This window comes from Natronobacterium haloterrestre (assembly GCF_900112205.1).
GTDB lineage: Archaea > Halobacteriota > Halobacteria > Halobacteriales > Natrialbaceae > Natronobacterium > Natronobacterium haloterrestre.
In genome coordinates, this window is sequence record NZ_FOKW01000017.1 from 1 (window position 1) to 22919 (window position 22919).

Annotated in this window: 24 protein-coding genes and 2 pseudogenes; 11 read left to right on the forward strand and 15 right to left on the reverse strand. The window is 59.4% G+C overall.

The annotated features are described in order from the left end of the window. Positions 1 to 958: 958 nt before the first annotated feature. From BM113_RS20780 to BM113_RS23140, 3 genes and pseudogenes are all read right to left on the reverse strand, one after another. Positions 959 to 1471, reverse strand: coding sequence for a PIN domain-containing protein (locus BM113_RS20780; RefSeq protein ID WP_089789917.1), 513 nt, complete (start codon positions 1469 to 1471; stop codon positions 959 to 961). Beyond that, a complete protein-coding gene (locus tag BM113_RS20785; protein WP_029601732.1) occupies positions 1472 to 1774 on the reverse strand; it encodes a hypothetical protein in 303 nt (100 codons plus the stop codon). Between the two features lie 71 nt (positions 1775 to 1845). Continuing rightward, positions 1846 to 1932 (reverse strand): annotated as a pseudogene (locus BM113_RS23140) (DUF7558 family protein); the annotation flags it as partial. Positions 1933 to 2091: 159 nt separating this feature from the next. Between BM113_RS23140 and BM113_RS20790 the strand changes: the two are divergent. After that, positions 2092 to 3319, forward strand: a pseudogene (locus tag BM113_RS20790) (RNA-guided endonuclease InsQ/TnpB family protein). Positions 3320 to 3332: 13 nt separating this feature from the next. Here BM113_RS20790 and BM113_RS20795 read toward each other — a convergent pair. Beyond that, the gene (locus BM113_RS20795; protein WP_089789960.1) at positions 3333 to 3581 is read right to left on the reverse strand and encodes a hypothetical protein; all 249 of its coding nucleotides are present in this window, start codon (positions 3579 to 3581) and stop codon (positions 3333 to 3335) included. Positions 3582 to 3764: 183 nt separating this feature from the next. On the opposite strand from BM113_RS20795, the gene BM113_RS20800 reads away from it, so the two are divergent. Next, positions 3765 to 4331: a TetR/AcrR family transcriptional regulator gene (locus tag BM113_RS20800; protein WP_089789962.1), complete on the forward strand. Its 567-nt coding sequence runs from the start codon at positions 3765 to 3767 to the stop codon at positions 4329 to 4331. A gap of 42 nt (positions 4332 to 4373) precedes the next feature. Here the strand turns inward: BM113_RS20800 and BM113_RS20805 are convergent, their stop codons facing one another. After that, positions 4374 to 5453 (reverse strand): phytoene/squalene synthase family protein, encoded by a 1080-nt coding sequence (locus tag BM113_RS20805; RefSeq protein ID WP_089789919.1) that lies wholly within the window; start codon positions 5451 to 5453, stop codon positions 4374 to 4376. Between the two features lie 178 nt (positions 5454 to 5631). Here BM113_RS20805 and BM113_RS20810 point away from each other — a divergent pair, with 178 nt between their 5' ends. The 6 genes from BM113_RS20810 (at position 5632) to BM113_RS23155 (ending at position 8780) form a co-directional block, all read left to right on the forward strand. Beyond that, positions 5632 to 6381: an SDR family NAD(P)-dependent oxidoreductase gene (locus BM113_RS20810; RefSeq protein WP_089789921.1), complete on the forward strand. Its 750-nt coding sequence runs from the start codon at positions 5632 to 5634 to the stop codon at positions 6379 to 6381. 127 nt (positions 6382 to 6508) lie between these two features. Continuing rightward, positions 6509 to 6820, forward strand: a complete 312-nt coding sequence (locus tag BM113_RS20815) for a winged helix-turn-helix domain-containing protein (RefSeq protein ID WP_010546836.1) — start codon at positions 6509 to 6511, stop codon at positions 6818 to 6820. Between the two features lie 256 nt (positions 6821 to 7076). Then, a complete protein-coding gene (locus BM113_RS22500; RefSeq protein ID WP_177209250.1) occupies positions 7077 to 7421 on the forward strand; it encodes a hypothetical protein in 345 nt (114 codons plus the stop codon). A gap of 84 nt (positions 7422 to 7505) precedes the next feature. Beyond that, positions 7506 to 7826 (forward strand): transposase, encoded by a 321-nt coding sequence (locus BM113_RS23145; protein WP_245758141.1) that lies wholly within the window; start codon positions 7506 to 7508, stop codon positions 7824 to 7826. A gap of 294 nt (positions 7827 to 8120) precedes the next feature. Further along, complete coding sequence (locus tag BM113_RS23150; RefSeq protein ID WP_245758142.1) at positions 8121 to 8453, forward strand: hypothetical protein; 333 nt, start codon at positions 8121 to 8123, stop codon at positions 8451 to 8453. 9 nt (positions 8454 to 8462) lie between these two features. Next, on the forward strand, positions 8463 to 8780 hold the full coding sequence (locus BM113_RS23155) for a transposase (protein ID WP_245758143.1): 318 nt from the start codon (positions 8463 to 8465) through the stop codon (positions 8778 to 8780). A gap of 60 nt (positions 8781 to 8840) precedes the next feature. Here BM113_RS23155 and BM113_RS20830 read toward each other — a convergent pair whose 3' ends face one another. The 9 genes from BM113_RS20830 to BM113_RS20870 all read right to left on the reverse strand — a co-directional run bounded on the left by BM113_RS20830 (position 8841) and on the right by BM113_RS20870 (position 18680). After that, a complete protein-coding gene (locus BM113_RS20830) occupies positions 8841 to 11312 on the reverse strand; it encodes an MFS transporter (RefSeq protein ID WP_089789925.1) in 2472 nt (823 codons plus the stop codon). A gap of 130 nt (positions 11313 to 11442) precedes the next feature. Further along, a complete protein-coding gene (locus BM113_RS20835; RefSeq protein ID WP_089789927.1) occupies positions 11443 to 11913 on the reverse strand; it encodes a DUF192 domain-containing protein in 471 nt (156 codons plus the stop codon). Positions 11914 to 12127: 214 nt separating this feature from the next. After that, positions 12128 to 13585 carry a sugar transferase gene (locus BM113_RS20840; RefSeq protein WP_089789928.1) on the reverse strand — a complete coding sequence of 486 codons (1458 nt, stop codon included), beginning with the start codon at positions 13583 to 13585 and terminating at the stop codon, positions 12128 to 12130. Between the two features lie 338 nt (positions 13586 to 13923). After that, the gene (locus tag BM113_RS20845; RefSeq protein WP_089789930.1) at positions 13924 to 14430 is read right to left on the reverse strand and encodes a hypothetical protein; all 507 of its coding nucleotides are present in this window, start codon (positions 14428 to 14430) and stop codon (positions 13924 to 13926) included. 6 nt (positions 14431 to 14436) lie between these two features. Continuing rightward, the gene (locus BM113_RS20850) at positions 14437 to 14991 is read right to left on the reverse strand and encodes a DUF7342 family protein (protein ID WP_089789933.1); all 555 of its coding nucleotides are present in this window, start codon (positions 14989 to 14991) and stop codon (positions 14437 to 14439) included. A gap of 396 nt (positions 14992 to 15387) precedes the next feature. Beyond that, positions 15388 to 16176: a UTP--glucose-1-phosphate uridylyltransferase AglF gene (aglF, locus tag BM113_RS20855; RefSeq protein ID WP_007143860.1), complete on the reverse strand. Its 789-nt coding sequence runs from the start codon at positions 16174 to 16176 to the stop codon at positions 15388 to 15390. 372 nt (positions 16177 to 16548) lie between these two features. Beyond that, a complete protein-coding gene (locus BM113_RS20860; protein ID WP_089789934.1) occupies positions 16549 to 17799 on the reverse strand; it encodes a winged helix-turn-helix domain-containing protein in 1251 nt (416 codons plus the stop codon). Positions 17800 to 17898: 99 nt separating this feature from the next. Beyond that, complete coding sequence (locus tag BM113_RS20865) at positions 17899 to 18387, reverse strand: PIN domain-containing protein (protein ID WP_076738748.1); 489 nt, start codon at positions 18385 to 18387, stop codon at positions 17899 to 17901. Continuing rightward, a complete protein-coding gene (locus tag BM113_RS20870; RefSeq protein WP_007143858.1) occupies positions 18387 to 18680 on the reverse strand; it encodes a UPF0175 family protein in 294 nt (97 codons plus the stop codon). The genes BM113_RS20865 and BM113_RS20870 overlap by 1 nt, the downstream gene beginning before the upstream one ends. A 210-nt stretch (positions 18681 to 18890) precedes the next feature. Between BM113_RS20870 and BM113_RS20875 the strand changes: the two genes are divergently transcribed. Further along, complete coding sequence (locus BM113_RS20875) at positions 18891 to 19592, forward strand: phosphatase PAP2 family protein (RefSeq protein ID WP_007143857.1); 702 nt, start codon at positions 18891 to 18893, stop codon at positions 19590 to 19592. Positions 19593 to 19721: 129 nt separating this feature from the next. Next, positions 19722 to 21113 (forward strand): ATP-binding protein, encoded by a 1392-nt coding sequence (locus tag BM113_RS20880; RefSeq protein ID WP_089789936.1) that lies wholly within the window; start codon positions 19722 to 19724, stop codon positions 21111 to 21113. A 60-nt stretch (positions 21114 to 21173) separates the two neighbouring features. Here BM113_RS20880 and BM113_RS20885 read toward each other — a convergent pair whose 3' ends face one another. Next, complete coding sequence (locus BM113_RS20885) at positions 21174 to 21965, reverse strand: hypothetical protein (RefSeq protein ID WP_089789938.1); 792 nt, start codon at positions 21963 to 21965, stop codon at positions 21174 to 21176. A gap of 142 nt (positions 21966 to 22107) precedes the next feature. Between BM113_RS20885 and BM113_RS20890 the strand changes: the two genes are divergently transcribed. Further along, complete coding sequence (locus tag BM113_RS20890) at positions 22108 to 22896, forward strand: AAA family ATPase (RefSeq protein ID WP_029601735.1); 789 nt, start codon at positions 22108 to 22110, stop codon at positions 22894 to 22896. The last annotated feature ends 23 nt before the right edge of the window (positions 22897 to 22919 follow it).

Genomic DNA, 22919 nt, shown 5'->3' on the forward strand with positions numbered 1-22919 from the left:
TGCTCGATGGCACCGAAACTCCGTCGGTCTCTTGCGCCCCATGCTTACATTAGGTTCTCATGGAGTAGCAGCGTTTCCATCGAGTCAGGTTTGCAACCACGGACGCCGCCACTTCACGGGAGTTCGCGTCTAACCCAGTCGTCGTGGTCGGTGGCTGTCTAGCCGTGCCAAGCGGCTGTTACTCCTATCCTCAGCATCGTCGGCGTTCGTGGTTGTTTTTGCCCGGCGAACGCCGAGTCAGCGTCAACAGACTCGGAGGTATCGTTGGGCTTGCTGGAACAGACGGCACGCGACTGCACTCTTCTGGAATGCGGTGTTCACCGTCTGGCTTTCGGATACTGCCTCGTTACGTGGGCGGGCAGGCCGCCTCCGACGGTCGTTCGGAATCCGCTCCGTTCCGACCTGACCTTACCATCGTATAGCGGTTCTTGACACTTGAACGTACGGATTGGAAACTCGACTATGCAATTGTCGGTGGAACGTATCACCAAGTGACGGCGCGTATCCACGGCGTGAACGCCGTGGTATTGCGCCTGGTCAGCGTATAAAAAGTCTCGGCTGGAGGAAGTATGTCTGACTTTACTTTCACTATGGTTGGAAAAGCTATTTTATCGGCCAGATCGCACCCGGAATCCCGAAAACAAGGAGGAAGATTGCCAATGGCGTTTCCATATTCCGACCTGCCAGTGGGAAGTAATAACTCTTTTGAGGCAACTTTTCAGGCCAGCAGTCGTTTCATACTCCTAACATGAGTACGCCGACCGGTCCGAGCGCCGGACTCGAACACTCTCGACTGGAGACGTCGTCCACGAACCTGAAGACTGCTGGTTCATCTCTTCACCGTCCGGTACGGTTCACAAACGCGAGGAGTGTGACGGCGAGGACCTCGAGCAGTACATCGACGACGAGGGAGGAAGAACCGATGCGTGACTGAGAACGAGGGGCGGCAGCCTCGGTGTCAGGCTTCCTCGAACAACGAACGAGCTCGCTGCACGTAACTGTTCGCGCTCCAGCTCCGAGCGTCGCTAATCTCCTCGAGGAGCAGCCGCGCATCAGCAGCTGATAGTTGTTCAGTGCGAACGAGAACCGAGAGCAGTGTCGGTGTCGTGACGAGCCGAGTATCAGCGAGTGAGGCATGGATCAAGCCAAGTTGGTTGAACTCGTCACAGAGGAAGAGCGCAGCATCGAGTTCGTTCACGAGCGTGACCGCCGCGTTCTCACCGTCATCGAGCGGAAACTCGGCATCGAGGTCCACCGACTGTGTCGTGAATGACTCCGCCTGGTCGAGTACGGCGGATGCGGCGTGCCCATGGACGTCATCGTACGAGGCGATCTCTTGGAGTTCAGCGATGACCGCCGTTGGGACGACGACCTCGTACCGGGAGAGACAGAGTGTGAGTGGATCGGGGTCGTCGTCAGTAACGATCCCGAGACTCACGAGGGCAGAGGCGTCTGCGATAAGCCGCGACATCTATGCGTCGGCGACCTCGTCGATGAAGTCCTCGTCCAACTGCTGTTTCAACACTCGGAGGTTTGCCGCCTCTTCGGCACCGACGAGCGCTTTGAGCTGCTCGAAATTGATCTCGTCGTCGTAATAGGCGGCGGCGATCTCCTGGGTGAGTGCGTCATCGTGAGCGGCGTCTTGGAGATACTCCCGAAGCGCGGTCACGAGAACGTCTGTTCGGTCTTCCCCGAGGACTGCAGCCAGTGCGTCGGCGCGGTCGATAAGCCGATTGGGGGCCCGAAACTGCACGCGCTTCTTATCGGTACTCATGATGTGTACATTGTGAGCCAGCACACTTAGACGTTTCCGTGTGTACAACGTGAGCCTCATTCGGCCGAGCGTCACTCGTCCACGAGATGCTCCTCGAGGTCGTGCGTCCAGTACGTCGCGAGCGTACCTAGACTACAGTGCTCGCACAGTTGCAACGGTGCTGTTTCGCCACTTTCGGAAATCAAGCCGAATTTCCCGCCACATTCGCGCTCGTGTATTCCCGTAACCGCCCTGCTCGCATGTGGGGGTGTTGTTCGTATTCGATCTGGCCGTCGGGATGAGTACGCGACCAACAACCCTCTAATCCAGAGACAGCGATGGAGTACAATCACCGCTACCCTGCATACCCGACACGAGAGGTAGCTGGTGAACTGCAACGTCACATCGACGTTCATCGCCAAGCGTACACTACTCCCGGTACGAGTACGAAAACGTGGACGTCGACAACATCGGCTCCGCGTACAAACACCACTACCGACTCCCCGGTTGGAAAGATGAGTCCCCGTCTTCTCAGAGGTCAACTCGAAGGTTCTTCAACGAACCGTCACACAGTTCTACGATAACCTCTCGAACCTCAAAGACCGGAAAAAGAACGGTCGGAAAGTCGGGAGGCTCAAGTGAACGTCTTCGAAGGAGTTCTAGAGTATGATTTTTTCGGAGCCTGGCTTCGAACTCAAAAACACGAGTGGCCGACACGCGATACTCTGGCTCTCCAAAATCGGTGACATCAAAATTCGATACCACCGCGAAATCCCAGATGAAGCGGACATCAAAGAGGCCACAATCAAGAAAGAGACTACTGGCGACTGGTTCGTCTCCTTCAGACTCGAAACCGAAGATGATAGCCTACCCGAGAAACCTGATGTAGACTCACTGGATGCGAGCAACAGCGTTGGGATTGACCCCGGTATCCTCAACCACCTCCGCACCTCGGACGGCAAGACTGTGGATTGGCTCGACCTCGAAGACGAGTACGAGCGTCTTCGCCGCGAAAAACGCGCACTCTCGCGGAAGGAAAAAGGCTCGAACAACTACGAGAAACAGCAGGTTGCCACGGGAAAGCGACACATCCGTCAGAAGATGCTGGACTATCAGCACAAACTCAAGACGTGGCTCGTCCGCGAGTACGACGCTGTATTCGTCGAGGACTTGAACGTGAAGGGGATGCTTGAACAGTCGCATAATGCCTGCAACAAGCAGGACACGGCGTGGCGACAGCTCATCATCCTCCTCGAATACAAGGCCGACCCGTATGGCTGTCACGTCGTGCAGGTTGAGTCCGAGGGGACGATGAAAGAGTGTGCGTGTTGTGGAGTGGAGACGGCGAAGCCTATCTGGGTACGGGAGCACTCCTGTCCGTCGTGCGGATTCGAGACGGACAGGAGCACGAATGTATCGAGAAACGTCCTGCAACGCGGCTTTTCTGAACTAGGGCTGGGATGACCCGAAGATATGCCCGTGGAGACTGCGTTCCCTACGGACACACCTGACTTTCAGCGTGTGTCTGCAAAACGTGTCGTGGAAACGGGAAGCCTCGGGGCTTGATCCCCCCGGTAATTCACACCATCGTGGCCAGGTATGCAAGCCACATGAGAAAACCGATCCCTCCCATAGTAGCCATCAAACTCGAACTAACGACTTTTTCCTCTTCGTCGTACAATTTGTACCCACAGAAGACAGCAAGAAGGCCAAATAGCGGAATGAGTACCCATGAGATAATCGCCGATATCACACCGCCAACGAGGTAGAGTTGTCCGTCTTCATTGTACTCACGTAGTGTTGATTTCAAGTCTTGGGTGTCACTCATAGCTATCCAGGGCAACTGCCCCATATATACTAACTATTTCGTTAGTACTTAAATCTAGGCCAACATTATACCATGCAGAGGCCGATCAGTGTCGTTTCGAACCCGAAAGGAACACGCACCTAGAGCAACTTCTTCATGGTAATGAGGAACTCAGATGAACTAGATCCCGCAAAGCGGGACATCATGGAAGCTACCTACGACGCCATCACCAACACCGGATACAGCGATCTCACAATTCAAGATATTGCAGATGAATTCGATCGGAGTAAAACACTAATATACTACCACTATGATGGCCGGGAGGAATTGCTTGTTGACTTTCTTGACTATGTGATGAAACAGTTTCGGACGATGCTTCCCGACAGTGCTGAGTCTCCACAAGAAGAACTCGAGACACTCATTGATACCCTCTTACCGACCACTGTTGAGGAAGAGCCGTTCCAGGTGATGCTCGCGATGTTTGAGTTGCGGGTCAATGCACCCTACGATACTAACTGTCGGGACCAGTACCTAGCTGTGGAAGATGAACTCAACACCCTTCTTGTCGATATTTTATCTCGCGGTGTTGAGAATGGGGAGTTCGAAAATATCGATCCCGAAACAGAGGCAGAGTTATTCGTCTCGCTATTAATTGGAACACGCGCACGCCGTCTCACAGTTTATGATCCAGAGGAATCTATCGCATCACTCAAAGAAGCAATCCAGTATCACATTGAGCGGATTACGGCAACCTCCGAAGGAAATGCTTGACCAGAAGTGAGTACGGCAGTGGTAGCGGATCCAGAACAGAAACTACGCCACGTCCAGCGATTCTGTCGTAGTATGCAGCGGATCACGTTCGATCGTGTGTCGGAGTGTGCGCACTCGCTCTGACGAACATTCCTGCGTTGCTGAAAGGATGGCATGGACTTCCTCTCGTGACACCTTCACTTTACCAGTCGTGAGTGCTGCCGTCGGTTGGTTTTTGAGTTTGCGAAGTGTCGCAACCGCAAGCAAATACGGAACAGCCCAAGCAGCCACTGTATTTCCGCCACCGGTAGGCATTGCCTGTATGTATGCTGCTGCAGGGTTCAGACAAGATCTGGCCCGGTCAAGGACGCGGTCGAGAACACGGCTAACGCTATCTCGATTCTCGTCGTCAAGGAGGTGGTCTTGTGAGACGCTTTCTGCCTCGAGCCACTCTGAAGGGAGATAGACGTTCTGTTCCCCAAGGAAGTCTTCACGGACGTCTTTTGCGATATTAACGAGTTGAAGTAGGCGGCCAAAATCTTCTGCAGTACGCTCAAGTGTCTGGGCCTGTACTGTGGTGAGTGACTGCTTGGGGAGAAGATCAGTGATGAGTGTACCTACCGTTCCAGCAACGTAATGGCAATACCGGTCGAGTTCAGAGCCGGTTTGAATTCGAAGCCCGGGCCGATCGCTATATCGATCTATGAATCGGCTCATTCCGCCCGTCATTTCTTTCACTTGGGGACGGATCGCCTGCTTTGTTGACGAAGAAAACGTTTCAAATGTCGCCAAAACAGTCGGGGCCGCTCGTACAACGTCCCAGTCGGCTGACTCCCCTTGAGGTGGTGCCCACGGTGAGATCGCATCAACGAACGTGTGAATACTGGTTGGCTCACTCGGGTCTATCGCTGCTTGATACGTCTGCAACAATTGGCACTGTGACTGCGCTGGAATGTGGACTGCGTCTTCGATCGTATCCGGAATACGACAGAGGAGATAGCCAACACAGATGTGGTCAGAAAGAGGTTCATTAAGCAGGTCAATCGTAAGAGCGAACGTACGAGAAACATCCTGCACGACGGTATGGCAATACGAGAGGTCTGGACTTCGGTCAAATTTTGAATTGGTCTGGTCCTGGGTCATAGTTCTATCTTGATATGATGATCGCCTGTAGGGAGTGCGTGCGGCTAGTCTTAACAAAAAGTTAGTATATATAATTAGTGGTTCTCTCTAATCCTATTGTCCCCCTAATTCGACCTCATAAACTCGTCAGAGTGCAATACCAGAAAGTACTTTACTATTTATTCAATATATAAGTTTGATGTACGACTTCACTGACGCCGTAGCGCTCATTACAGGTGCGGGATCAGGAATTGGACAGGCAACTGCTACCAGATTCGCAACAGAAGGAGCACACGTCGTTGTCGCGGATATCGATACAACAGCTGGACAAGAAACTGCAGCAGAGATCGAATCAAAAGGAGGCTCTGCCTCGTTTATCGAGATTGACGTTAGTCGACCCTGGCCGATTGAAGACGCCGTCAACACAATCCTCAATGAACAGGGACGCCTAGATTTTGCGATCAACAATGCCGCAACAGGAAATCAGCCGGCCCCAATTACGGAAATTGACGAAGACGAGTGGGAGCGGATACTTGATGTGAATCAGAAGGGGGTTTGGGCCGGCATGAAATATCAGATCCCTGCACTCATGGACTCTGGGGGAGGGGCAATTGTGAACGTAGCCTCCAAAGCCGGCATTCGAGGAAGTCCTGGGCGGACACCCTATAGTGCGAGCAAACACGGCGTTGTTGGATTAACTCGTTCAGCCGGTCTTGAGTTCGCAGGAGACGGAATTCGAGTTAATGCTGTCTGCCCCACAATTGTTGATACACCTGCACTTCACTCTCTTCCGGAGGCAGAACAAAAAGAGATTATCGAGAATGTTCCGATGGAACGTGCAGCAAAGCCAAGTGAGGTTGCAAACGTAATTACTTGGCTTTGCTCGGACGAAGCGTCCTTCATTACGGCACAGTCGATCCCTATTGATGGGGGTGAAACGCAGCAATGAAAGTCGATACCGCTGGGCCCGGGGACCCTCGACCTGTTCCGTCTAGAGACTTGATCCGGTATATACCCTGAAATAGACAGCCACAATTCATATAATTTGTTTGTGATAGTGAACTGAGAGAGGATAGATGAAATTGCGGCAACCGACAGACTTCCTCATCCTGGAAGCACTGGCTGAGCATGGTCGAAATGTCGCCCCGAATCTCGCTCATCACACAGGAAAAAGTCGTAAAAATATCAACACACGGCTGCCGGTGCTCACAGATTATGGCCTCGTCAAAAAGATCGGTCCAAAAAACAAGTCAGGCCTCTATGAGATCACGCCACGAGGTGAAACCGCTATTCGGATGCAAGATCTCTACCGGGAGGTCGATGATTTCGAAATTATCCTCGAGGAAGCAGTCCCTAACCAAAAACAGCAGTCAGCGGCAACTGACTGAGTAACGCAGTTCCCCGACTTGTCGTGACTCTCGCCGCATTTCAATCAGGATTTCAGTAACTCGCTCCGGCTCTTCAGTTGCGAGTTGCAGCGTCGCGTCGTGCAACTCGCGTTTCTGAGCATTACACGAAGCCACGACTTACCGCTTCCAGTTATCGCTCACTCCGGTGTTCTCGAGGGTCAACTGCGATTTCATTCCAGTCCCTCCTCCACGGAGTTTCGTCATCGTCTTCGTGAGCGGCTAAAGTGGTCCCTGCATGTCCGGTTGCGGCATCAACGCTCCGGTCGTGGTCACTGACCCGCCAATAGTTTCCGTGGTGATCCACCCGGCCACGCCCCCACAATCGGACGAGTGTCAGCTGGACGGTGGTTTGTTTCGCGTCTGTCCACTTGGCGATCTCGTCCTGCGTGAACGCTTTATCGGCGTGCTCGCGAAGGAAGTTGAGGATCTTTGCGGGATCCGTTCCTCGTACCGAACCAACGCCCCCGTTCTCTTCGTTTCTGATTTCCTCGAACCGGTCTTTGCTGATGGGCATATTCACAGAATAATCGAGGCGGATGCCACGGGGCTTGACCCCGTGGAGGAAGCCGACACTCAATGAAACTCATTACGCTCGATAGCAAGGCCAACTCCTCACTCTACACCTAAATTTTTATTAGGCAATACACGCAAATGTGAACCACAGATGGACGACAGCGCGCCACGACGCACCGTCCCCATCAAACTCGCTGTACCACAAGAGCGTCGTGGCGACCTCCATCAAACCAAAACCCAATTCCTGCACTGCACCAACTGCACCAGCGAGTGGGCGTGGCGCTACGACGACTACTGCATCACCAGTAAGAACAAAGCCGAAAACGCCCTCTACGACGAGCTACGTGAGGAAACCAACCTCACTGCCAACCTCGTCCAGAAAGGCATCCGACGCGCCATCGAAGCCGTCGATGCAGGCGTCGAAAAGTTGAAGAAAGGCGAGAAAACGAGTCAACCCAAGTTCGACTCGTAGAGCGTCGTCTACGACAAGCGGAGTGCGACGTTCAACGCCGACCACGCCACGCTCTCCACTCCAAACGGTAGAGTTACCTGCGAATACGTTCTCCCGCCCGAAGACGAGCGCGAGGACACGCCGTTCGGACGGTACTACGAGAGCGACGACTGGGATGCGTCGAGTGCCACACTTCAGTACGACGAGCAGGACGACACGTTCTACCTGCACGTCACGCTGAAGAATCCCGACTACGAGGTTGACGGGACGGAACGCCAAGAAAGCGAGTCACGTGATGACACCACCGAGAACGGAGTGGTTCTCGGCGTGGACTTGAACGTGACTGGCGCGTTCGCCGTCACCAGTACTGGGGAGTTCATCGGCAGTGCAGACTACCTCACCCACAAACGTGACCAGTACGAGCAGCGCCGCAAACGCCTGCAACAGACGGGTACACGGTCAGCGCACCTGACGATTCAGTCCATCGGTAGCCGCTTCTCGGATTGGTCGCTGGACTGGTTGCACAACCGCGCCAACGACCTCATCGCGGAAGCCCAAGACGCAGATGTGGACGGCATCATTTTCGAGAATCTTGACCACATCCGCGAGAACATCGCCGACGGGTCGAAGTTCCAGCAGTGGGCCTAAGCGAAGTTCGTGGAACTCGTGAAGTACAAGGTCGAATCCACGACGTTGTTCGTGGATACGGTGAATCCTGCGTACACGAGTCAGAGGTGTTCGCACTGTGGGTTTACTCACGAGGACAATCGCGACGACAAGGAGTTCAAGTGTCAGTCGTGTGGGTACGAGGTGAACGCAGATTACAACGCGGCGAAGAACATCGCCAACCGATACTGCGGGTATATCCATCGCGGGCAGAAGTCTCGCGGTGGATGGGCCGCCAGTCAACTGGCCCTCAAGTCAGGGACGTTGAACGTGAACGGCGACTACACGCCTGCCGAGTTACTCGGTTAGAACGGGAGTCCACTGACAAGCCTCGGGGCTTGACCCCGAGGTAGTTGACACAGTAGTTTGTCATTCAACTGTAACTGTCTCCCCGTTCTCGACGGCCTCCTCCGGAACCTCGAGGCTCTCACCGCCGACGCTGTACTCGCCGGAATAGGGCACCGTCACCGAAAGCGTCCCGTCCTCCCCGGCCGTCACTTCCCGTTCGTAGACGATCGTTTCACCGGACACTTCCCGTTCGGTCGCCACGGTCACGGTCTCCTCGGGCTCGAGTTCGGCCGTCACCGTTGCGCCAGGCACGACGGCAAACGCCGTCGTCTCGTCGCCGACGTAGAGGGCCTGGTAGTGCTCGAGCGGGTCGGTTCCGTTGCTGCCGGCACCGAGCTCGCCGTGGAGTTGGTTCATCGCGGTCCCAGCGGGAATCTCCTCCCGGTCGCCGGTGATAACGACGTAGCCGACCCGGCCGTCGAACCGGTCGTACCAGCTGTCGGGCTCCTCGGCGGCCAGGAACTCGTCGTATGTGTTGGCGGCATAGCCGTAACTCTCCGACTCCCCGTTGACGAAGTAGTTGTACATCCGGTTGTCGCCCCACTGGCTCAACACGAAGGTGTCGGGGTACTCCCGGTCGACCTGAGTGGCGTGCTCGTCGATGGCGTCGACGGCCGCCACCTCCGCGTCGCTGTATGCTGTTTGTGCGCTCAGCGACGGCACGAACAGCAGGCTCAGCCCACAGATCAGCAGGGCGACCCAGGCCAGCGTCGCGAGCTGTCGCCAGTCACGGGGCACGACGACGCTCGGCTCCGGTTCGCCCCCGTCGGCCGCGGCGTCGCGTCGCCCGGCCCCGAGTCCGCGAGGCTCGGCCTCGTCCGATTCGCGGAATCGCCTGGGCACGCGAGCCAGATCGATCCACGCCAGCAGGTAGACCAGCCCCAGACCGCCGAGTACCGACAGGGGAATCGCCAACTGTGCCGCGAACCGCACCTGGAAGGCGGCCAGGACGAGCCAGAAGACGGTGTAGATCGACAGCAGTAGCCAGCCCGGCTCGTAGCGGCGATACGCGATCCAGCAGGCCCAGCCGAGCACGGCGAGGGCGATGTAGAAGTTGAGGCCGAGTTGGGCCAGCGGCTCGAGGACGACCGAGTTCTTCGTCGCGAACAGCGAGCCGGTCTCAGTCGCACCGTGAGCCTCACGGAAGAACAGGGCATCCGCACGTTCCCAGAGGCGGGTCCAGTCTTCCGGACGGAGCCGCCGGAACGCAAGGAGTCCGATCGCCGCCAGCACCGCCTCGAGGCCGACCAGCCCGCCGATGGGCCAGTCAACGCGTCGCCAGGCCTCTCCCAGTCCGACGACGGCCAGCGCGCCGACGGCCACGACGGCCGGAAGTATCCCGGTAAAGGACTCGTGCCAGCCCCAGCGGAAGTGCAGGAACGCCGAGAGCAGCGCACTCACGACCAGCCCGGCCACGATCGGTGCGTTCGTCAGCCCGGGGGACAGCCCGTCACGGGCGTCGATCGCGACCTTCAGCGCGACGTAGCCGGCCGCGGGGACGAACAGCAGGATCGAGCCGCCCCAGGCGAACGCCGACAGCGGGAGCGCGACCCCGAGCGCGAGCGCGGCGACCCACGCCCACGGACACGCCAGGTGTTCGCGAGCGGCCGCACGGGGCTCCAATCTGTCCCGCCGTCGCTGGACGTCGACCGCCAGCCAGGCCAGCGCGAGCAGCGTGACCCCGAGCCAGAAGTACTGGTGGAGCCGGTGCTCGAGGAAGCCGACGCCCGAGTAGACGGCGTGAACGGGCGCGAGCGCGAGCAGGACCACCGACGCGACGCCGACGCGGACGTCGTCGGTGACGACGACGGCGAGCCAGTAGACGAGCACGCCGAGCGCGAGCGTCGCGACGACGGGGAGCCAGGCGGCGACCATGTCGGCGGCCCACTGATCGCCGCCCAGCAGTTCCGCGAACCACCAGTTCGCGGCGTGGGTCAGCGGTCGTCTCCCCACGGCTCCGGCGGGCATCTCCGTAAGAATCGACCAATCCGTCAGCCCGTTCGATTCCGCCAGCAACTGGTCCATCCAGTACCGGTAGTAGTACGGGTCGTTCCCCGGCGAGACAACCCGCCCCTCCCGAAACACCGATCGCACGTTCAACAGCCGCATCGCAACCAGAAAGACGAGCGCCCCCGCCAGGGCTCCGGCCGCTCGTGGATCGAACGCAACCGGACTCGAGAACGACACCGACAGGGACTCGTCTTCGTCCTCGTTCGAGTCAGCGATCTCCCGACCCTCGAGCGCGGCCCGAACACCCTCGCGACTCGCCACGCGATACTCGCCGTCGGTTTTCGCCACGAGATCCCGTGAGACGAGTTCCCCGAACGTTCCCGAATCGAGCGGCAGGTCGTCGAACGTCCAGGTTTCGTGCTCGGCGTCGACCTCGAGAAGCGTCTCGAGGATCGCCTCGCCGTCGTCGGCGTCGTCGCGGAAGGCGGCCGCCGCGTCGGCGACGGCGGCAGGGTCCCGTTCCGGTTCCGGGTCGTCGGCCATTATGCCGTACCTCCGCTCGAACTATGATAAAAACTGTGAGTGCGGGCTCGTCCGCGGGCACAGTGCCGTCACCACGCAGTCGATACCGCTGCGTTCCGATGCTCCCTCTCCGTGAGAGCGGAGACGACCGTCACAACTCGAACTCGAGTACGTCACCCGTCTGGACGTCCCGTTCGGCGGTCCACTCGTAGACGACCTCCAGGACGTACTGTGCCCTGTCGAAATAGACCTGCTCGGTCCCGTCCTCGTCCGGCCCGGGTGCTCGAGCCCGGTAGATACTCGTAATCGTCCGGTCGCCGTCGGCGAAGATGATGTCGATGGGGAAGTCCATATCCGGCATCGAAAACGTGAGATCCTGGACCTCGTCGTAGACGAAGAGCATCCCCCTGTCCTCGGGCAGCGTTTCGGTGTCGCTCAATCCGAGCGACTGGCGGTCCGACGTGTCCGCGATCGCCGCCGTGACTTCACCGAGTACGTCGTCATCGCCGTCGGTCACCTGCACGTCGGTCGTCTCGTAATCGGTGTGGATCTCCTGTGAGGAGTCCTCGGTCGTCTCCTCGTCCCCGACGAAGGTACCGGTACATCCCGCAAGCGAACTCATACCGATGCCCGTAGCGATACCAGCCAAAACGGTTCGCCGGTCCGACCGTGGCGATCCCGAAGCGTCCATTTCTGTAAAGGGAACCACAACGGCAGCCAAAAACGTTTGTGACGGCTCTGCGGACTCTCATCTGAAATCGGATTTTTGCCCCCTCGAGTCACCAGCGAAAGCCGAGGGAATCGTTGGCTCCGATTCAGCCGACCCGCCGATCCTGTCACCGACGAACCATCGCTATCACGTCCTCGAGTACGCTCCAGACCTGCCGAATGACGATCTTCACGTCCAGCCAGAACGACTGCTGGCGGATGTACTCGAGGTCGTAGCGCAGTTTAGCGTTCGGGTTCGTACTCTTCGCGTCGTTGATCTGTGCCAGGCCGGTCAGCCCGGGCTTGACGAACCAGCGCTTGCGCCAGGCCGGCGCGTCCTCCTCGAGCAGGAGTTCCTCCTCGGTCCACGCGGCCCGCGGTCCGACGACGCTCATATCGCCGACGAAAATCGACCACAGCTGGGGCAGCTCGTCTAAATGCGTCCGACGTAACACGCGGCCGACTCGCGTGATCCGGTCGTTCTCTTCGTCTTCGGTCGGCGTTGCCGACTCGCCCTCCGGCACCATCGACCGGAACTTGTAGACGGGGAAGGTCTCGCCGAAGCCGGCGGTCCGATCCTGACTGTACAGCACCGGCCCCGGACTATCCAGTTTGATCGCGACGGCGATCACGAGCATCAGCGGCGCGAACGCGACCAGCCCGACCGTCGCGAACACGATGTCGAAGAGTCGCTTCCCCAGATGGTCCAGCGGGTCCCACGGCTCGAGATCGACATCCACTAGCTCCCCGACGTCGCTTTCGGAGACCAGCACGCTGTCGGCGTACTCCCGGTGGACTTTGGCCGCGACGCCGTGTTCGTGACAGACGTCCAGCGCCCCGAAAAACTCCGCGCGGTCCGCCTCCCGGAACGCCAGGACGACGGTATCGACGTCGTACTCGAGGAGGACGTCCTCGAGCCGCGAGAGGCCGCCGAGTCGGTCCAGCGAACCGATCCGATCGACGCCTCGACCCGCCGCCTCGACGGTCTCGGAGCCGTCGTACTCCAGCGCGAGCCCGCCGTCGGTCGCCAGCTCGGGGTTCTCCCGTTCGCGAATCCCCGCAACGATGGAGGGACAGAGATATCCGAGTATGGGGGCGTCGATCGCCGGCGCGATCCGGTCGATCTGTGCCAGGTCGTCACCGACGATCAGCGTTCGGCCCTCGTCGTTCTGGGGCTGTCGGCGAATCCGGACGAACCAGGCGGGAATCGCGATCCCGAGCAGCGCGACGACCATGACGAGGGTCTGTCGCGGGAGCCGGTGTGACCACTTGAAATAACCTAGAGCAGCCAGCGCGAGCCCGCCGACGAGCACTCGCTTTTGTGCGAGAAAGACGGTGTCCAGAACGCGCCGCGGCTGGGGTTTGTACAGCGGGAACAACGCGCCACCGACGAAGGCGACGCTCAAGAGTACGGCCCAGCCGAGTGACCATCCCTCGAGCACCTGAGGCTCGAGTCGGTCGAACAGCGGCACGTGACTGGTGAACAACTCCTGTGGAACCGGGTGGTTCGCAAACACCACCGCCAGCACGACTACCGCGACCGTGCCGGCGAACGCAACGATACGATACCGCCACCCGGTAAGCATCTCGTAGGGTAGAGGGGGTACCAGGGGCATAAATTTGTTGAAAATACCACTCGATCGCAATATGCTGCGTTTCCCGAACTGGTTAAATTATGTCCAGGCTCGGCTATTCGCCACCGTCCACCGCTTCCGTCGTGGCCTTCGCACTCGTAATCATACCCACAGTGTTCTAGTATTGGAGACCGCTGGTCCGCCCAACGGGACTATGAAGCCGAATGTGACGAGGACTATCGTGCGTAATCCAGCGACACGATTGTCTATTGGCGGATTTTGTCGACCCTCAAACGATCGCCACAACGACGTCAGAACGATTGTTGATATCCAGAGAGAACTAGACGTCGTTACCGGACTTCCGTCTCGGGAACGGAGGGAACCTCATCGTCCCACTCGAGCGAATCGAGTATCGTCAGGAGATGGTCCATTCGTCGATCAAATACGTTTAGGGGATGTGAATCGAGGAAGCGAGCCTTCGACCGTTGGACGGTTTCGTTCCGGTAGTCGATCTGAAAGTGGCACTCCCCGAGTTCCATGTGGGTCTCGTCTTGATGCCATCCGAGCATCAACTGCCGGTCAGGCTCAACCCACTGAATCTCGTAAAAATCGTAGGAGTGGTTCGGTGGAAAGTCGAACGATATCTGTAACTCGGCCTCGTCGACCGCATAAGAACGATCGAGAAAGGCTGGTGCAGCAATCGTCGCTCGGACCCCAGTCTTGTTACCAGCAGACGTCTGGTACCAGACCTGTTTGATTGGGCTATCGGCTGAGTCGGTTTGAGTCTGGAGCAGGTTATGGAGACGGCCGAGTAACGTCCGTTTATCGAGATTCGCTCGGTTTGCGAGAAAAATCATCGATACTCACTGGGAGATGGGGAGCGACGAATCGAACGAATCGTTCTGTCCCGGGTGGAGAGACCGAGCGTCGTCGTACAGTTCCAGGGCGTGTTTCAGCAACCGTTTGTTGTCCTCACGACGTTCCCATTGCCGGAGCACACGGTTTCGGTGACGGATTTCCTCGCTGGAGTGACTGTCATCAGTCAGCGTCGATTCGAGATCCTCCCGTGATTCAACGTCGAACTCCGTTTTCCACTTCTCGATTTCGTCCTGAACCCGTGCAATCTCTTCACGAAGTTCGTCACGAGTGTTGTTATTGATGAGTTCAGCCAACTCGTTGAAATAGCGTCGCTGGTAGTTCGGCGCGTATTTTGTATTGCCGTCCACCTCAACGGCTTGTATTTGTCCGAACTCGGCCAGCATTTCCAACTCGTCCTTGGCAGTCTGCCAGGACGATATCTGCGCTTCTTCCCGGACCCATTCGACGGAGCGCGGTTGAGTAAGTGTCGTCGCGATTTTTCGAACGCGCTCGCGGGCCGAGAGGTCTTCAGTCCACGAATCGAGGCCCCGGTCGGTCATGTGAACCGATACGCCTGTAGGTCTATTATATCTTGGGTCGGATCACATATATACGAGATCAATGTCTGTCGTCGTGCCTACAGTGACCAACCTCGAGTGACCAGTCTAACGCGCCGTTCAGGAGGATACCAGCTGCGAAACGGGCGTATTCATCGGTCTCGCCGAGCACGAAGCCGAGCTGGACTACCTCGTGGGGGAACGTCCACGATGAGAGTAACAACCTACCGCAGTACGAGCCCGAAAGGATCGCGACCGACACCGAAGATGAATTCACAGCCGAAGAGGGCACCGCCTGCCGGTGAAGACACTCGAGGATGCCACCAAAACCGCCCTTGCACAGATTCGACCTCGGAGAACCCTCGGCTCGAGTCAGACGCCCCAGTTTCGCTTCGAGCGTTAGTCCGTCGTCGATTCGGGCGTCTGCTCGACCTCCGGCGACTCCGTTTCCTGCTGCGGCCCGCCGATCCGCCCCGACTCGCTCTGTAACCGGTCCTCCGCGCGGTCGCGATCCTCGGGGTAGCCGACGTCGACGCGCCACCCCTCCATCCGGATCGCGTCGATCGTCCGGCCGGACTGGATCAGCAGGTCGATCGCGTCCGGGAGTTCGTACTCGCCGCGGTCGCTCTGCTGGACGAGGTGACAGGCGTGGAAGATCGCCGGCGTGAACGTGTAGAAGCCGGTCATCACCAGGTTGGAGGGTGGATCGTCGGGTTTCTCCATCACCTCGACGATCTCGCCGTACTCGTTGGTGTCGAGGACGCCGTACCGCGAGGCCTCTTCGTAGGGAACCTGCTCGACGAGGAAGGCCGCGTCGGCCCGATCCTCCTGCTGGCGGTTGACCACGTCACCGAGGTTCGCCCGGAAGACGTTGTCCCCCAGCATCAGCATGAAGTCGTCGTCGATGTACGGCTCCACCTGCAAGATCGCGTGGGCCAGCCCCAGTTGCTCGCGCTGGTGGGCATAGGTGATCGGCACGCCCCTATAGGAGTCCCCGTACCGATCCATGATCTGCTCTTTCAGGTAACCCACGACCACGATCAGCTCGTCCGCACCGATCTCGAGCAGGTTGTCGAACACGTCCTCGAGGATCGGCCGCCCGTCCACCTCGACGAGTACCTTCGGCTTGTCATCGGTGAGCGGCCGAAGGCGCGTCCCCTTGCCGGCCGATAAGACGACAGCTTGCATGTGCGACCACCACCTCGAGTCGGGATAAATAGCTGATCCCTGTAACTGCCGGATACCGATGTGTACATTCGGTTTACTCGAACGGACTGCGGCCTCGGTAGCTGAACTGATCGGGGGTCCCGACCGGTGTCTCACACTCGACGTTGGTGGGACTGAGATCGGTGAGGAAGGTCGCATTCCCGACTGGAATCGACCACTAGTGGTGAGTAGCAATCGGGAGATCTAGTACTAGGGACGGAAATATTGATCTTCGAATACTAGCGCGGTCGTCGAAAGTGTACAATAGGTACGATTCGCACAATAGGTGCCTATTCTAACCGAGAGCCGCGGTGTCGGACCGATTCGAACCACTGCTCAGACCCGTCGCCGAACTCACGCGGAGGAATCGGTCGCCGTCACCGACCTGAGGATTCGGAGTTCCTCCTCTTCGGAGATGTGGTCGGCGGTGAGACACGCGTGGACGATCTTGTGTGCCAGTTCGGGATCCGAGAGTACGTCGTCGCTGTTCGGCCCGCCGTTCTCGTTCCCGACGCCGTTCCCTCCAGCCGTCGGCTCGGGTTCGTCCTCCCGCGAGCCATCGACAGCGATCGTTTCCTCGAGTGCTTCGATCCGCTCCGTGAGCCGCTCGAGTTCCCTCGCGAACGCCGCAAATTCCTCACGGTTGACGGACTGCTCTGCTCCGTCGGCGTTGTCCGACCTTCCTTCGGAGTCGCTCCCGACGCTACCGTCGGACCCACCGCTGCTCGAGTCGTCCCGAGACCGTCCATCGGTCGGTTCCGCGCTGCCTGCCGAGGTCTCGAGACCGTGATCCGACTCACCGTCGCCGTCCGCCGACGGCTCGTCGTCCCGCTCGGGGGACTCGTCTCCAGCAGTCCCATCGGATTCGGCCTCGAGGGCAGTGCGTTCGTCGCCACCGTCGGCGGGCCCGTCCTCGAACAGCGCCGCAACGAACTCGCGGCGTCGCGGCCAGTCGAAGCCATCGATCGCGTTCACCCGCTGGCTGATCGTCGCGCCGCTTACGCCGAGCGTGTCCGCCAGTTCGGCCTGAGTGGCGTCCGGACGCTTGCGGACCTCCCGGAGCGTCTCGAGTTGCTTTTCGGTGAGGTCGTCGGGATCGATCGGCGGGTCGAGACGTGATTTGGCCTCGGTTTCGGCGGTTCCGTCGGAGTCGCTCATCGCTCGCTCGGGGTCGCGGTCCTCGTTGCCATCGTCACGTGGTTCGGATTCCGCACGTCCTGTACTCGCTTCCTCGTCCCGTCTCCGATTGCTGTCCTCCGTTGCCGGCTCGGGATCGGATTCGTCGGCCACTGGTGAGTTGGCCTCGGGTACACTCTCGACATCGTCGCCCTCCGACTCGTCGGCATCACCCACCCCGGTCACGTCCTCGCTTTCGTCGATCTCGTCGCTGTCGGCGGCTCCCGGGTCGCCGTACTCCTCCAGCACCTGCTCGACGATCGAGGTGGTCGCGCCGCTTACGTCGTTCGCGATTTCCGCCATCGATGCGTCCGGACGCGACTCCGCGACGTCGAGGATTTTCTTGTGCAGGACTGCTCGAGGGACGGTATCGTCGCAGTCGCCATTGCGATCAGCGGACGTCGACGAGGTGTGCGTTTTCGATCCCATACGGTTCTCGTTCGTGTCAGGGAATTCCAGCCTCGGCGTTATAATTTTCTCACGGAAAATACAATTACAGGCTCCAAGAAACGATTAGTCAATTAAGTATTAATCCCCTAATTCCCGGAGTTTTTGTTGTACTTGAGAGTACACTTTCGGATGAAGATTCATCCCTGAATCTACGAGGTCATACAAGACCTCGTTTGCTTCTGTGGAAGTCAATACTCCTTCTTTCGTACATTTAAGCAACAACGTTGTCACCCACCAACACTCGACATCGTGACTCCGGGCAACCTCTATAAGACCCTTGTCGTTAGCGAGAAGAATTTCCTCTCCATCATCTGCCAGCAAAATTACTGACGCATCGGCTACCGCAACACCCTCCAACGATGCCACTTCCTCAGCTTCAGGAGGCGTCTCACAAATCGAAACGTCATCAAGAAATGATTTAAGCGATGCAGTTCCTCGCTTCCCCTCGGTGAGAACTTCGTCTCTCACTCTCTCAGTTGTCCGTATCTCATCGCAGGTGGCCGAGATGAGGTCAAGACGGCCCACCCACGAAAGCGGGATTAGCGCAGACGAATCAACAACAACCATCAAATTCGCCCGAGGTCTCGTTCGAGTTCGTCAGTTGTGTATCCGGTATCGATGCCCTCCTCGGCGGCGAGTGAAAGCATCTCAACATACGTTACGTCGGCAATTTCAGCCGCACGGCGAAGAGTGACTTTGTGTTCTCGAAGTTGATCGAGTGCCTTCTCCTTCCGCCAGTCAGTAAGGCCGTCCCGAATGAGGCGGCGAAGAACCTCTGACCTGTCTGCGGCCATCTCTTGTTCAAGTTCTGCTAACAACTCTTCGTCGTCTTCAGGTATTCGAGTTGTGACGGTTTTCATCGTTACGATAGGATGCGTTACGTTACGTAATAGACGTAACGAAATTCTTCCTGCGGAAATCTGTATAAAGAAATTGCGTTCCTACATACGTATGGATAGAGAATCAGTGAAGTGCGACAGAAAGGAAGAAGGTAAACGAAGAAAAGAGGTAGGCAAGACGACGATGAGAAGCCATCTGCAGGACCTCCTGACTTCCCCGAACCGATCCACATGACTCGAGGCGTCGGCGTCACCGAACTGCTCCGCGAGACGCTCCCGGAGTGGTCGGTCCCCCTATTCGAGTTCGTGGCGCTACTGGGTGACGAACTGCTCGTCGGCGCCGTCTTGCTGCTTCTCGCCTGTACGGACGCGTACCGCTCGTTCCGCCATGGAGATGATCGACTCCTCTCCGATCGCACGGCGTTCGTCCTGGCGGTCGTCCTCGGCGGGCTCGCGTTCACGCTCGCGTTGAAGTCCGCTTTCGGCCTTCCCCGGCCCCCGGCGTCGCTGCGGGCGATTCCCAAGGAAACGCCGGGCTTCCCGAGCGGCCACACGATGGCCGCGACGGTCTGCTGGACCGCGCTCGCGCTGTGGTCCACGCGGTGGACGCGCCGCCGTCGCCTCGCACTCGCGGCGGTCCCGATCGGTCTCGTCGCCGTCTCCCGGCTCGCGCTCGGGGTCCACTACCTCGTCGACGTCGTCGCCTCGATCGGTTTCGGCGTCGGCTACCTCATCCTCGCGGCGACACTCACCGGCAAGGATCCGACGAAAGCGTTCGCCGGCGCGGCGATACTCGGTGTGGCCGCGCTCGTGGTCACCGGCGGCACCACGGACGGCTGGCTGGCGTTCGTCGGCTGTCTCGGCGGTGCCGTCGGCTGGTGGGTGATCACCCGACCGACGGTCAGGGAGCTGTGGGTGTCGGCCTCGAGTTGAGCGGACTGGTTTTCGAATCGGGTGACGGCGCTCGAGCTCTACTGTCAACACTCGAATACGGTTCTGTTACTACAGGTAGTAGATCACCAAAACGCCCAAGTCATTATCGTGATAATCATTAGGCAAAGTATGACCTTCTACGATCGGGAAGACGAACTTGCCTCGCTCGAGACCGCGTATTCATCGCCCGGTCACGCCTTCTACGTCGTCTACGGACGCCGCCGTGTTGGAAAGACAGCGCTTCTCAAAGAGTTCTGTGCTGATCGGCCTCATCTCTACTATCTCGCTGCGCAGGAGGCGGAGGATCGCCAACGTGAGAAATTCGTCGAACAAGTCGCCGAGGTGTTCGAGGAGCGCGTGCCACGAATCGACGGCTGGGACGACGCGTTCGAGTATCTCGGTGAGAAACTCGAAACGGAGGATCGAGTCGTGGTCATCGACGAGTTCCCGTATTTGGTCGAGGAAAACGACTCGCTCCCCTCCTATATCCAGGCGTTCGTTGACGAACAGCTCCAGGAGACTGCGTCGATGCTCGTGCTGTGTGGCTCGAGCGTGAGTACGATGGAATCGGAGGTGCTCGGCCACGAAAGTCCACTCTACGGTCGGCGGACTGGACAGATCGATCTGCAACCGTTCTCGTTTCAGCAGGCCCGGGACGTCATCTCGTACGATATTGTGGATGCGGTCCGATCGTACTCGGTCACCGGCGGGACGCCGATGTACCTCACGCTCTTCAACTACGAGCGGTCCCTCGCAGAGAACATCCAGACGCATATCCTCTCACCGACGGCAATGCTGTACAACGAACCGGAGTTCCTGCTTCGGACCGAACTTCGAAACCCTGCGCGGTACCTGAGCATCCTCGAGGCGGTGGCGCTGGGCCACACGACGCCAAGCGAAATTTCGGGAGCCACCGGCATCGATTCCGGACCGCTGTCGAAGTATCTCCAGACGCTTCGCCGGCTCCGACTCCTCGATCGTGAGGTTCCGGTTACGGCATCCGGGCAGAAGTCAAAGCGTTCCCGGTACCGGGTCGCTGATGAGTTCCTCCGGTTCTGGTTCCGCTACGTCGAGCCGAATCGGTCCAGCATCGAAGAAGCGCCGTCCGTCGTGTTCGATGGCACGATCGAGCCGGACCTCCCCACGCACGTCGCGACGACGTTCGAAGACATCTGCGAAGAGGCCGTCTGGGAACTGGTTCGATGCGAAGAACTCGAGCCGTACTCCGAGATCGGCCGCTGGTGGTACGGAGAGGAGGAGATCGATATCGTCGGCCTCGCACCCGGTGATGACCGGCTCCTGCTCGCCGAATGTAAGTGGACCAGTGAGCCAGTCGGCCACCAACTCGTCGACGATCTTCGGGCAAAGGCTGCGAGCGTTCGGTGGGGACCAGGGGACCGGTCCGAGCGGTTCGCCCTGTTCTCGAGAAGCGGATTCGTCGAGGGCCTCGCCGAGGATCTCAACGATAACTGGTCGTTGTTTGACCTCGAGGAACTCGATCGAGTCTTTTCCGGGGCGTGAGTACTGGACAGCGCGAATCGGTTGACCGAGGCTCCGCTCGCATGACGAGCGATGAGGGGATCACTCCGAATCGGCGGAACGCTCCTCGCCCGCCCCGTCATCGTCGTCGCTGCCTTCTCCGTTGCCGTCGTTTCTGTGCTCGGCCAGCGCCTCCTCGATCGTCAACTCGCCCGCGGCGACCCGCCGGGCGAGCACCTCGTCGATCGCCCGGTTGGTCTCGCTTTGCTCGCGGGAGCGGTCCTTGATCACCTGGAGCTCCCCCGCCGTCGGCTCGATCTCGCGGGCATCGACGACCTCGCCCTCGAGGCGGGCGATGTTCACCGCGGCGAGGACGTCCTCCATCCCCCGGCCGCCGGTCCCGAGGTAGGGGGTCGTCCCCGTCTCGTCGACGAGTTCGACCCGAACGTCCTCGAGGTCGTTGACGAGTTGTGCACCCTGGAGGCGGGAGCCGTCGCCGATCCGGACGACGGGGTCGGCGGCCTCCGCCACTTCGCGCTGGATGACGTCGACGGCGTCGGCGAGCGGGACCTGGAACGCGGCGACGACCATCTCGCCAGCGAGGACGGCGATGCCGGGCTTGCGACCCGGATCGACGCCGATGATCGTGCGGCCGCCGTCGCCCCGGACCGCGGTCAGCGCCTGGTCGACCGCCCGCCGGGGCGCGTCGGGGTCCGCGACGATCGTGGTCGCGTCGGGGAAGTCCTCCGCGTGGTCCGCCGCGGTGATGACGACGGTCGTCCCCTCGGGGAGTTGGTCGTCGGGTTCGACGGTCGTGAACTCGGTCCCGCGGTCCCGCAGCTCGTTGACGACGCCGTGGTACACTTCGAAGTCCGACGTTGCGACGACGATCACGTCTCGAGGTTCGTCGCCGGGGTGAATAAACGTATTCCGAACGGCCGGGGCCCCGTCGGCTCGAGCCCGCCGGACGGTGGGGTTCGACCTTTCCTGCGGTCCGTTCCGGGGGGTTTTTGCGGCGACCGTTCGAAAGCCGACCGTGAACGACGAGGCGATTCCGACCGGCTGTGATCCGGTCGACGACCTGCTCGGCGGCGGGTTCGAGCGCGGGACCGTCACGCAGTTGTACGGCCCGCCGGCCGCGGGGAAGACCAACCTCGCGCTGTCGGCCGCCGTCGAGACGGCCGCCGCGGGCGGGACGGTCGTCTACATCGATACGGAAGGGGTGTCGGTCGACCGCTTCGAGCAGTTGCTCTCGGCGCGGGTCAACGGCGACGGGGCCAGCACAGCCGACTCGAGTGCGTTAGTCGAGTCCGACGGCGCCGGCGAGCCGGATTCGCCCGCATCCGACGACCTCACCGTCGAGGACGTCGCGTCCCGGATCGTCATCGAGGACGCCGTCGATTTCGAGGAACAGGCCGAGGCCGTCCGCGACGCCGAGGAGTTCGCCGAGCGGGCGGACCTGATCGTCCTCGACAGCGCGACCGGCTTCTACCGCCTCGAGCGGACCGGCGACGACGACGAGGGCGATGCGCTGCGCCGGGTCGCCCGACAGGTGACCCACCTGCTCTCGCTGGCCCGAAAACACGACCTCGCGGTCGTCCTCACGAACCAGGTCTTCTCGGATCCCGACTCCGACCGCACCCGCGCGCTCGGCGGGAACACCCTCGAGCACTGGACCGGCGTCGTGCTCCGCCTCGAGCGCTTCCGCGGCGGGAATCGTCGCGCGACGCTGGAGAAACACCGCTCGAAGTCGGCCGGCGACTCCGTCCAGTTCCGGATCACCGATAATGGTCTCGAGGGCGGCGAAGACGGACAGCGGTTCTGATCGGGTTCGAGAGGCGGCACGAA

Excerpts from the sequence above, each read along its gene's own strand:
- BM113_RS20875 (WP_007143857.1), top strand. The coding sequence starts at position 18,891 with ATGACTCGAGGCGTCGGCGTCACCGAACTGCTCCGCGAGACGCTCCCG.
- BM113_RS20780 (WP_089789917.1), bottom strand. The coding sequence starts at position 1,471 with ATGTCGCGGCTTATCGCAGACGCCTCTGCCCTCGTGAGTCTCGGGATC.
- BM113_RS20805 (WP_089789919.1), bottom strand. The coding sequence starts at position 5,453 with ATGACCCAGGACCAGACCAATTCAAAATTTGACCGAAGTCCAGACCTC.
- BM113_RS20815 (WP_010546836.1), top strand. The coding sequence starts at position 6,509 with ATGAAATTGCGGCAACCGACAGACTTCCTCATCCTGGAAGCACTGGCT.
- BM113_RS20830 (WP_089789925.1), bottom strand. The coding sequence starts at position 11,312 with ATGGCCGACGACCCGGAACCGGAACGGGACCCTGCCGCCGTCGCCGAC.
- BM113_RS20860 (WP_089789934.1), bottom strand. The coding sequence starts at position 17,799 with ATGGGATCGAAAACGCACACCTCGTCGACGTCCGCTGATCGCAATGGC.
- BM113_RS20835 (WP_089789927.1), bottom strand. The coding sequence starts at position 11,913 with ATGAGTTCGCTTGCGGGATGTACCGGTACCTTCGTCGGGGACGAGGAG.
- BM113_RS23145 (WP_245758141.1), top strand. The coding sequence starts at position 7,506 with ATGGACGACAGCGCGCCACGACGCACCGTCCCCATCAAACTCGCTGTA.
- BM113_RS20800 (WP_089789962.1), top strand. The coding sequence starts at position 3,765 with ATGGAAGCTACCTACGACGCCATCACCAACACCGGATACAGCGATCTC.
- BM113_RS20845 (WP_089789930.1), bottom strand. The coding sequence starts at position 14,430 with ATGATTTTTCTCGCAAACCGAGCGAATCTCGATAAACGGACGTTACTC.
- BM113_RS20870 (WP_007143858.1), bottom strand. The coding sequence starts at position 18,680 with ATGAAAACCGTCACAACTCGAATACCTGAAGACGACGAAGAGTTGTTA.
- BM113_RS20810 (WP_089789921.1), top strand. The coding sequence starts at position 5,632 with ATGTACGACTTCACTGACGCCGTAGCGCTCATTACAGGTGCGGGATCA.
- BM113_RS22500 (WP_177209250.1), top strand. The coding sequence starts at position 7,077 with ATGTCCGGTTGCGGCATCAACGCTCCGGTCGTGGTCACTGACCCGCCA.
- BM113_RS20840 (WP_089789928.1), bottom strand. The coding sequence starts at position 13,585 with ATGCTTACCGGGTGGCGGTATCGTATCGTTGCGTTCGCCGGCACGGTC.
- BM113_RS20795 (WP_089789960.1), bottom strand. The coding sequence starts at position 3,581 with ATGAGTGACACCCAAGACTTGAAATCAACACTACGTGAGTACAATGAA.
- BM113_RS20865 (WP_076738748.1), bottom strand. The coding sequence starts at position 18,387 with ATGGTTGTTGTTGATTCGTCTGCGCTAATCCCGCTTTCGTGGGTGGGC.
- BM113_RS20850 (WP_089789933.1), bottom strand. The coding sequence starts at position 14,991 with ATGACCGACCGGGGCCTCGATTCGTGGACTGAAGACCTCTCGGCCCGC.
- aglF (WP_007143860.1), bottom strand. The coding sequence starts at position 16,176 with ATGCAAGCTGTCGTCTTATCGGCCGGCAAGGGGACGCGCCTTCGGCCG.
- BM113_RS20880 (WP_089789936.1), top strand. The coding sequence starts at position 19,722 with ATGACCTTCTACGATCGGGAAGACGAACTTGCCTCGCTCGAGACCGCG.
- BM113_RS20785 (WP_029601732.1), bottom strand. The coding sequence starts at position 1,774 with ATGAGTACCGATAAGAAGCGCGTGCAGTTTCGGGCCCCCAATCGGCTT.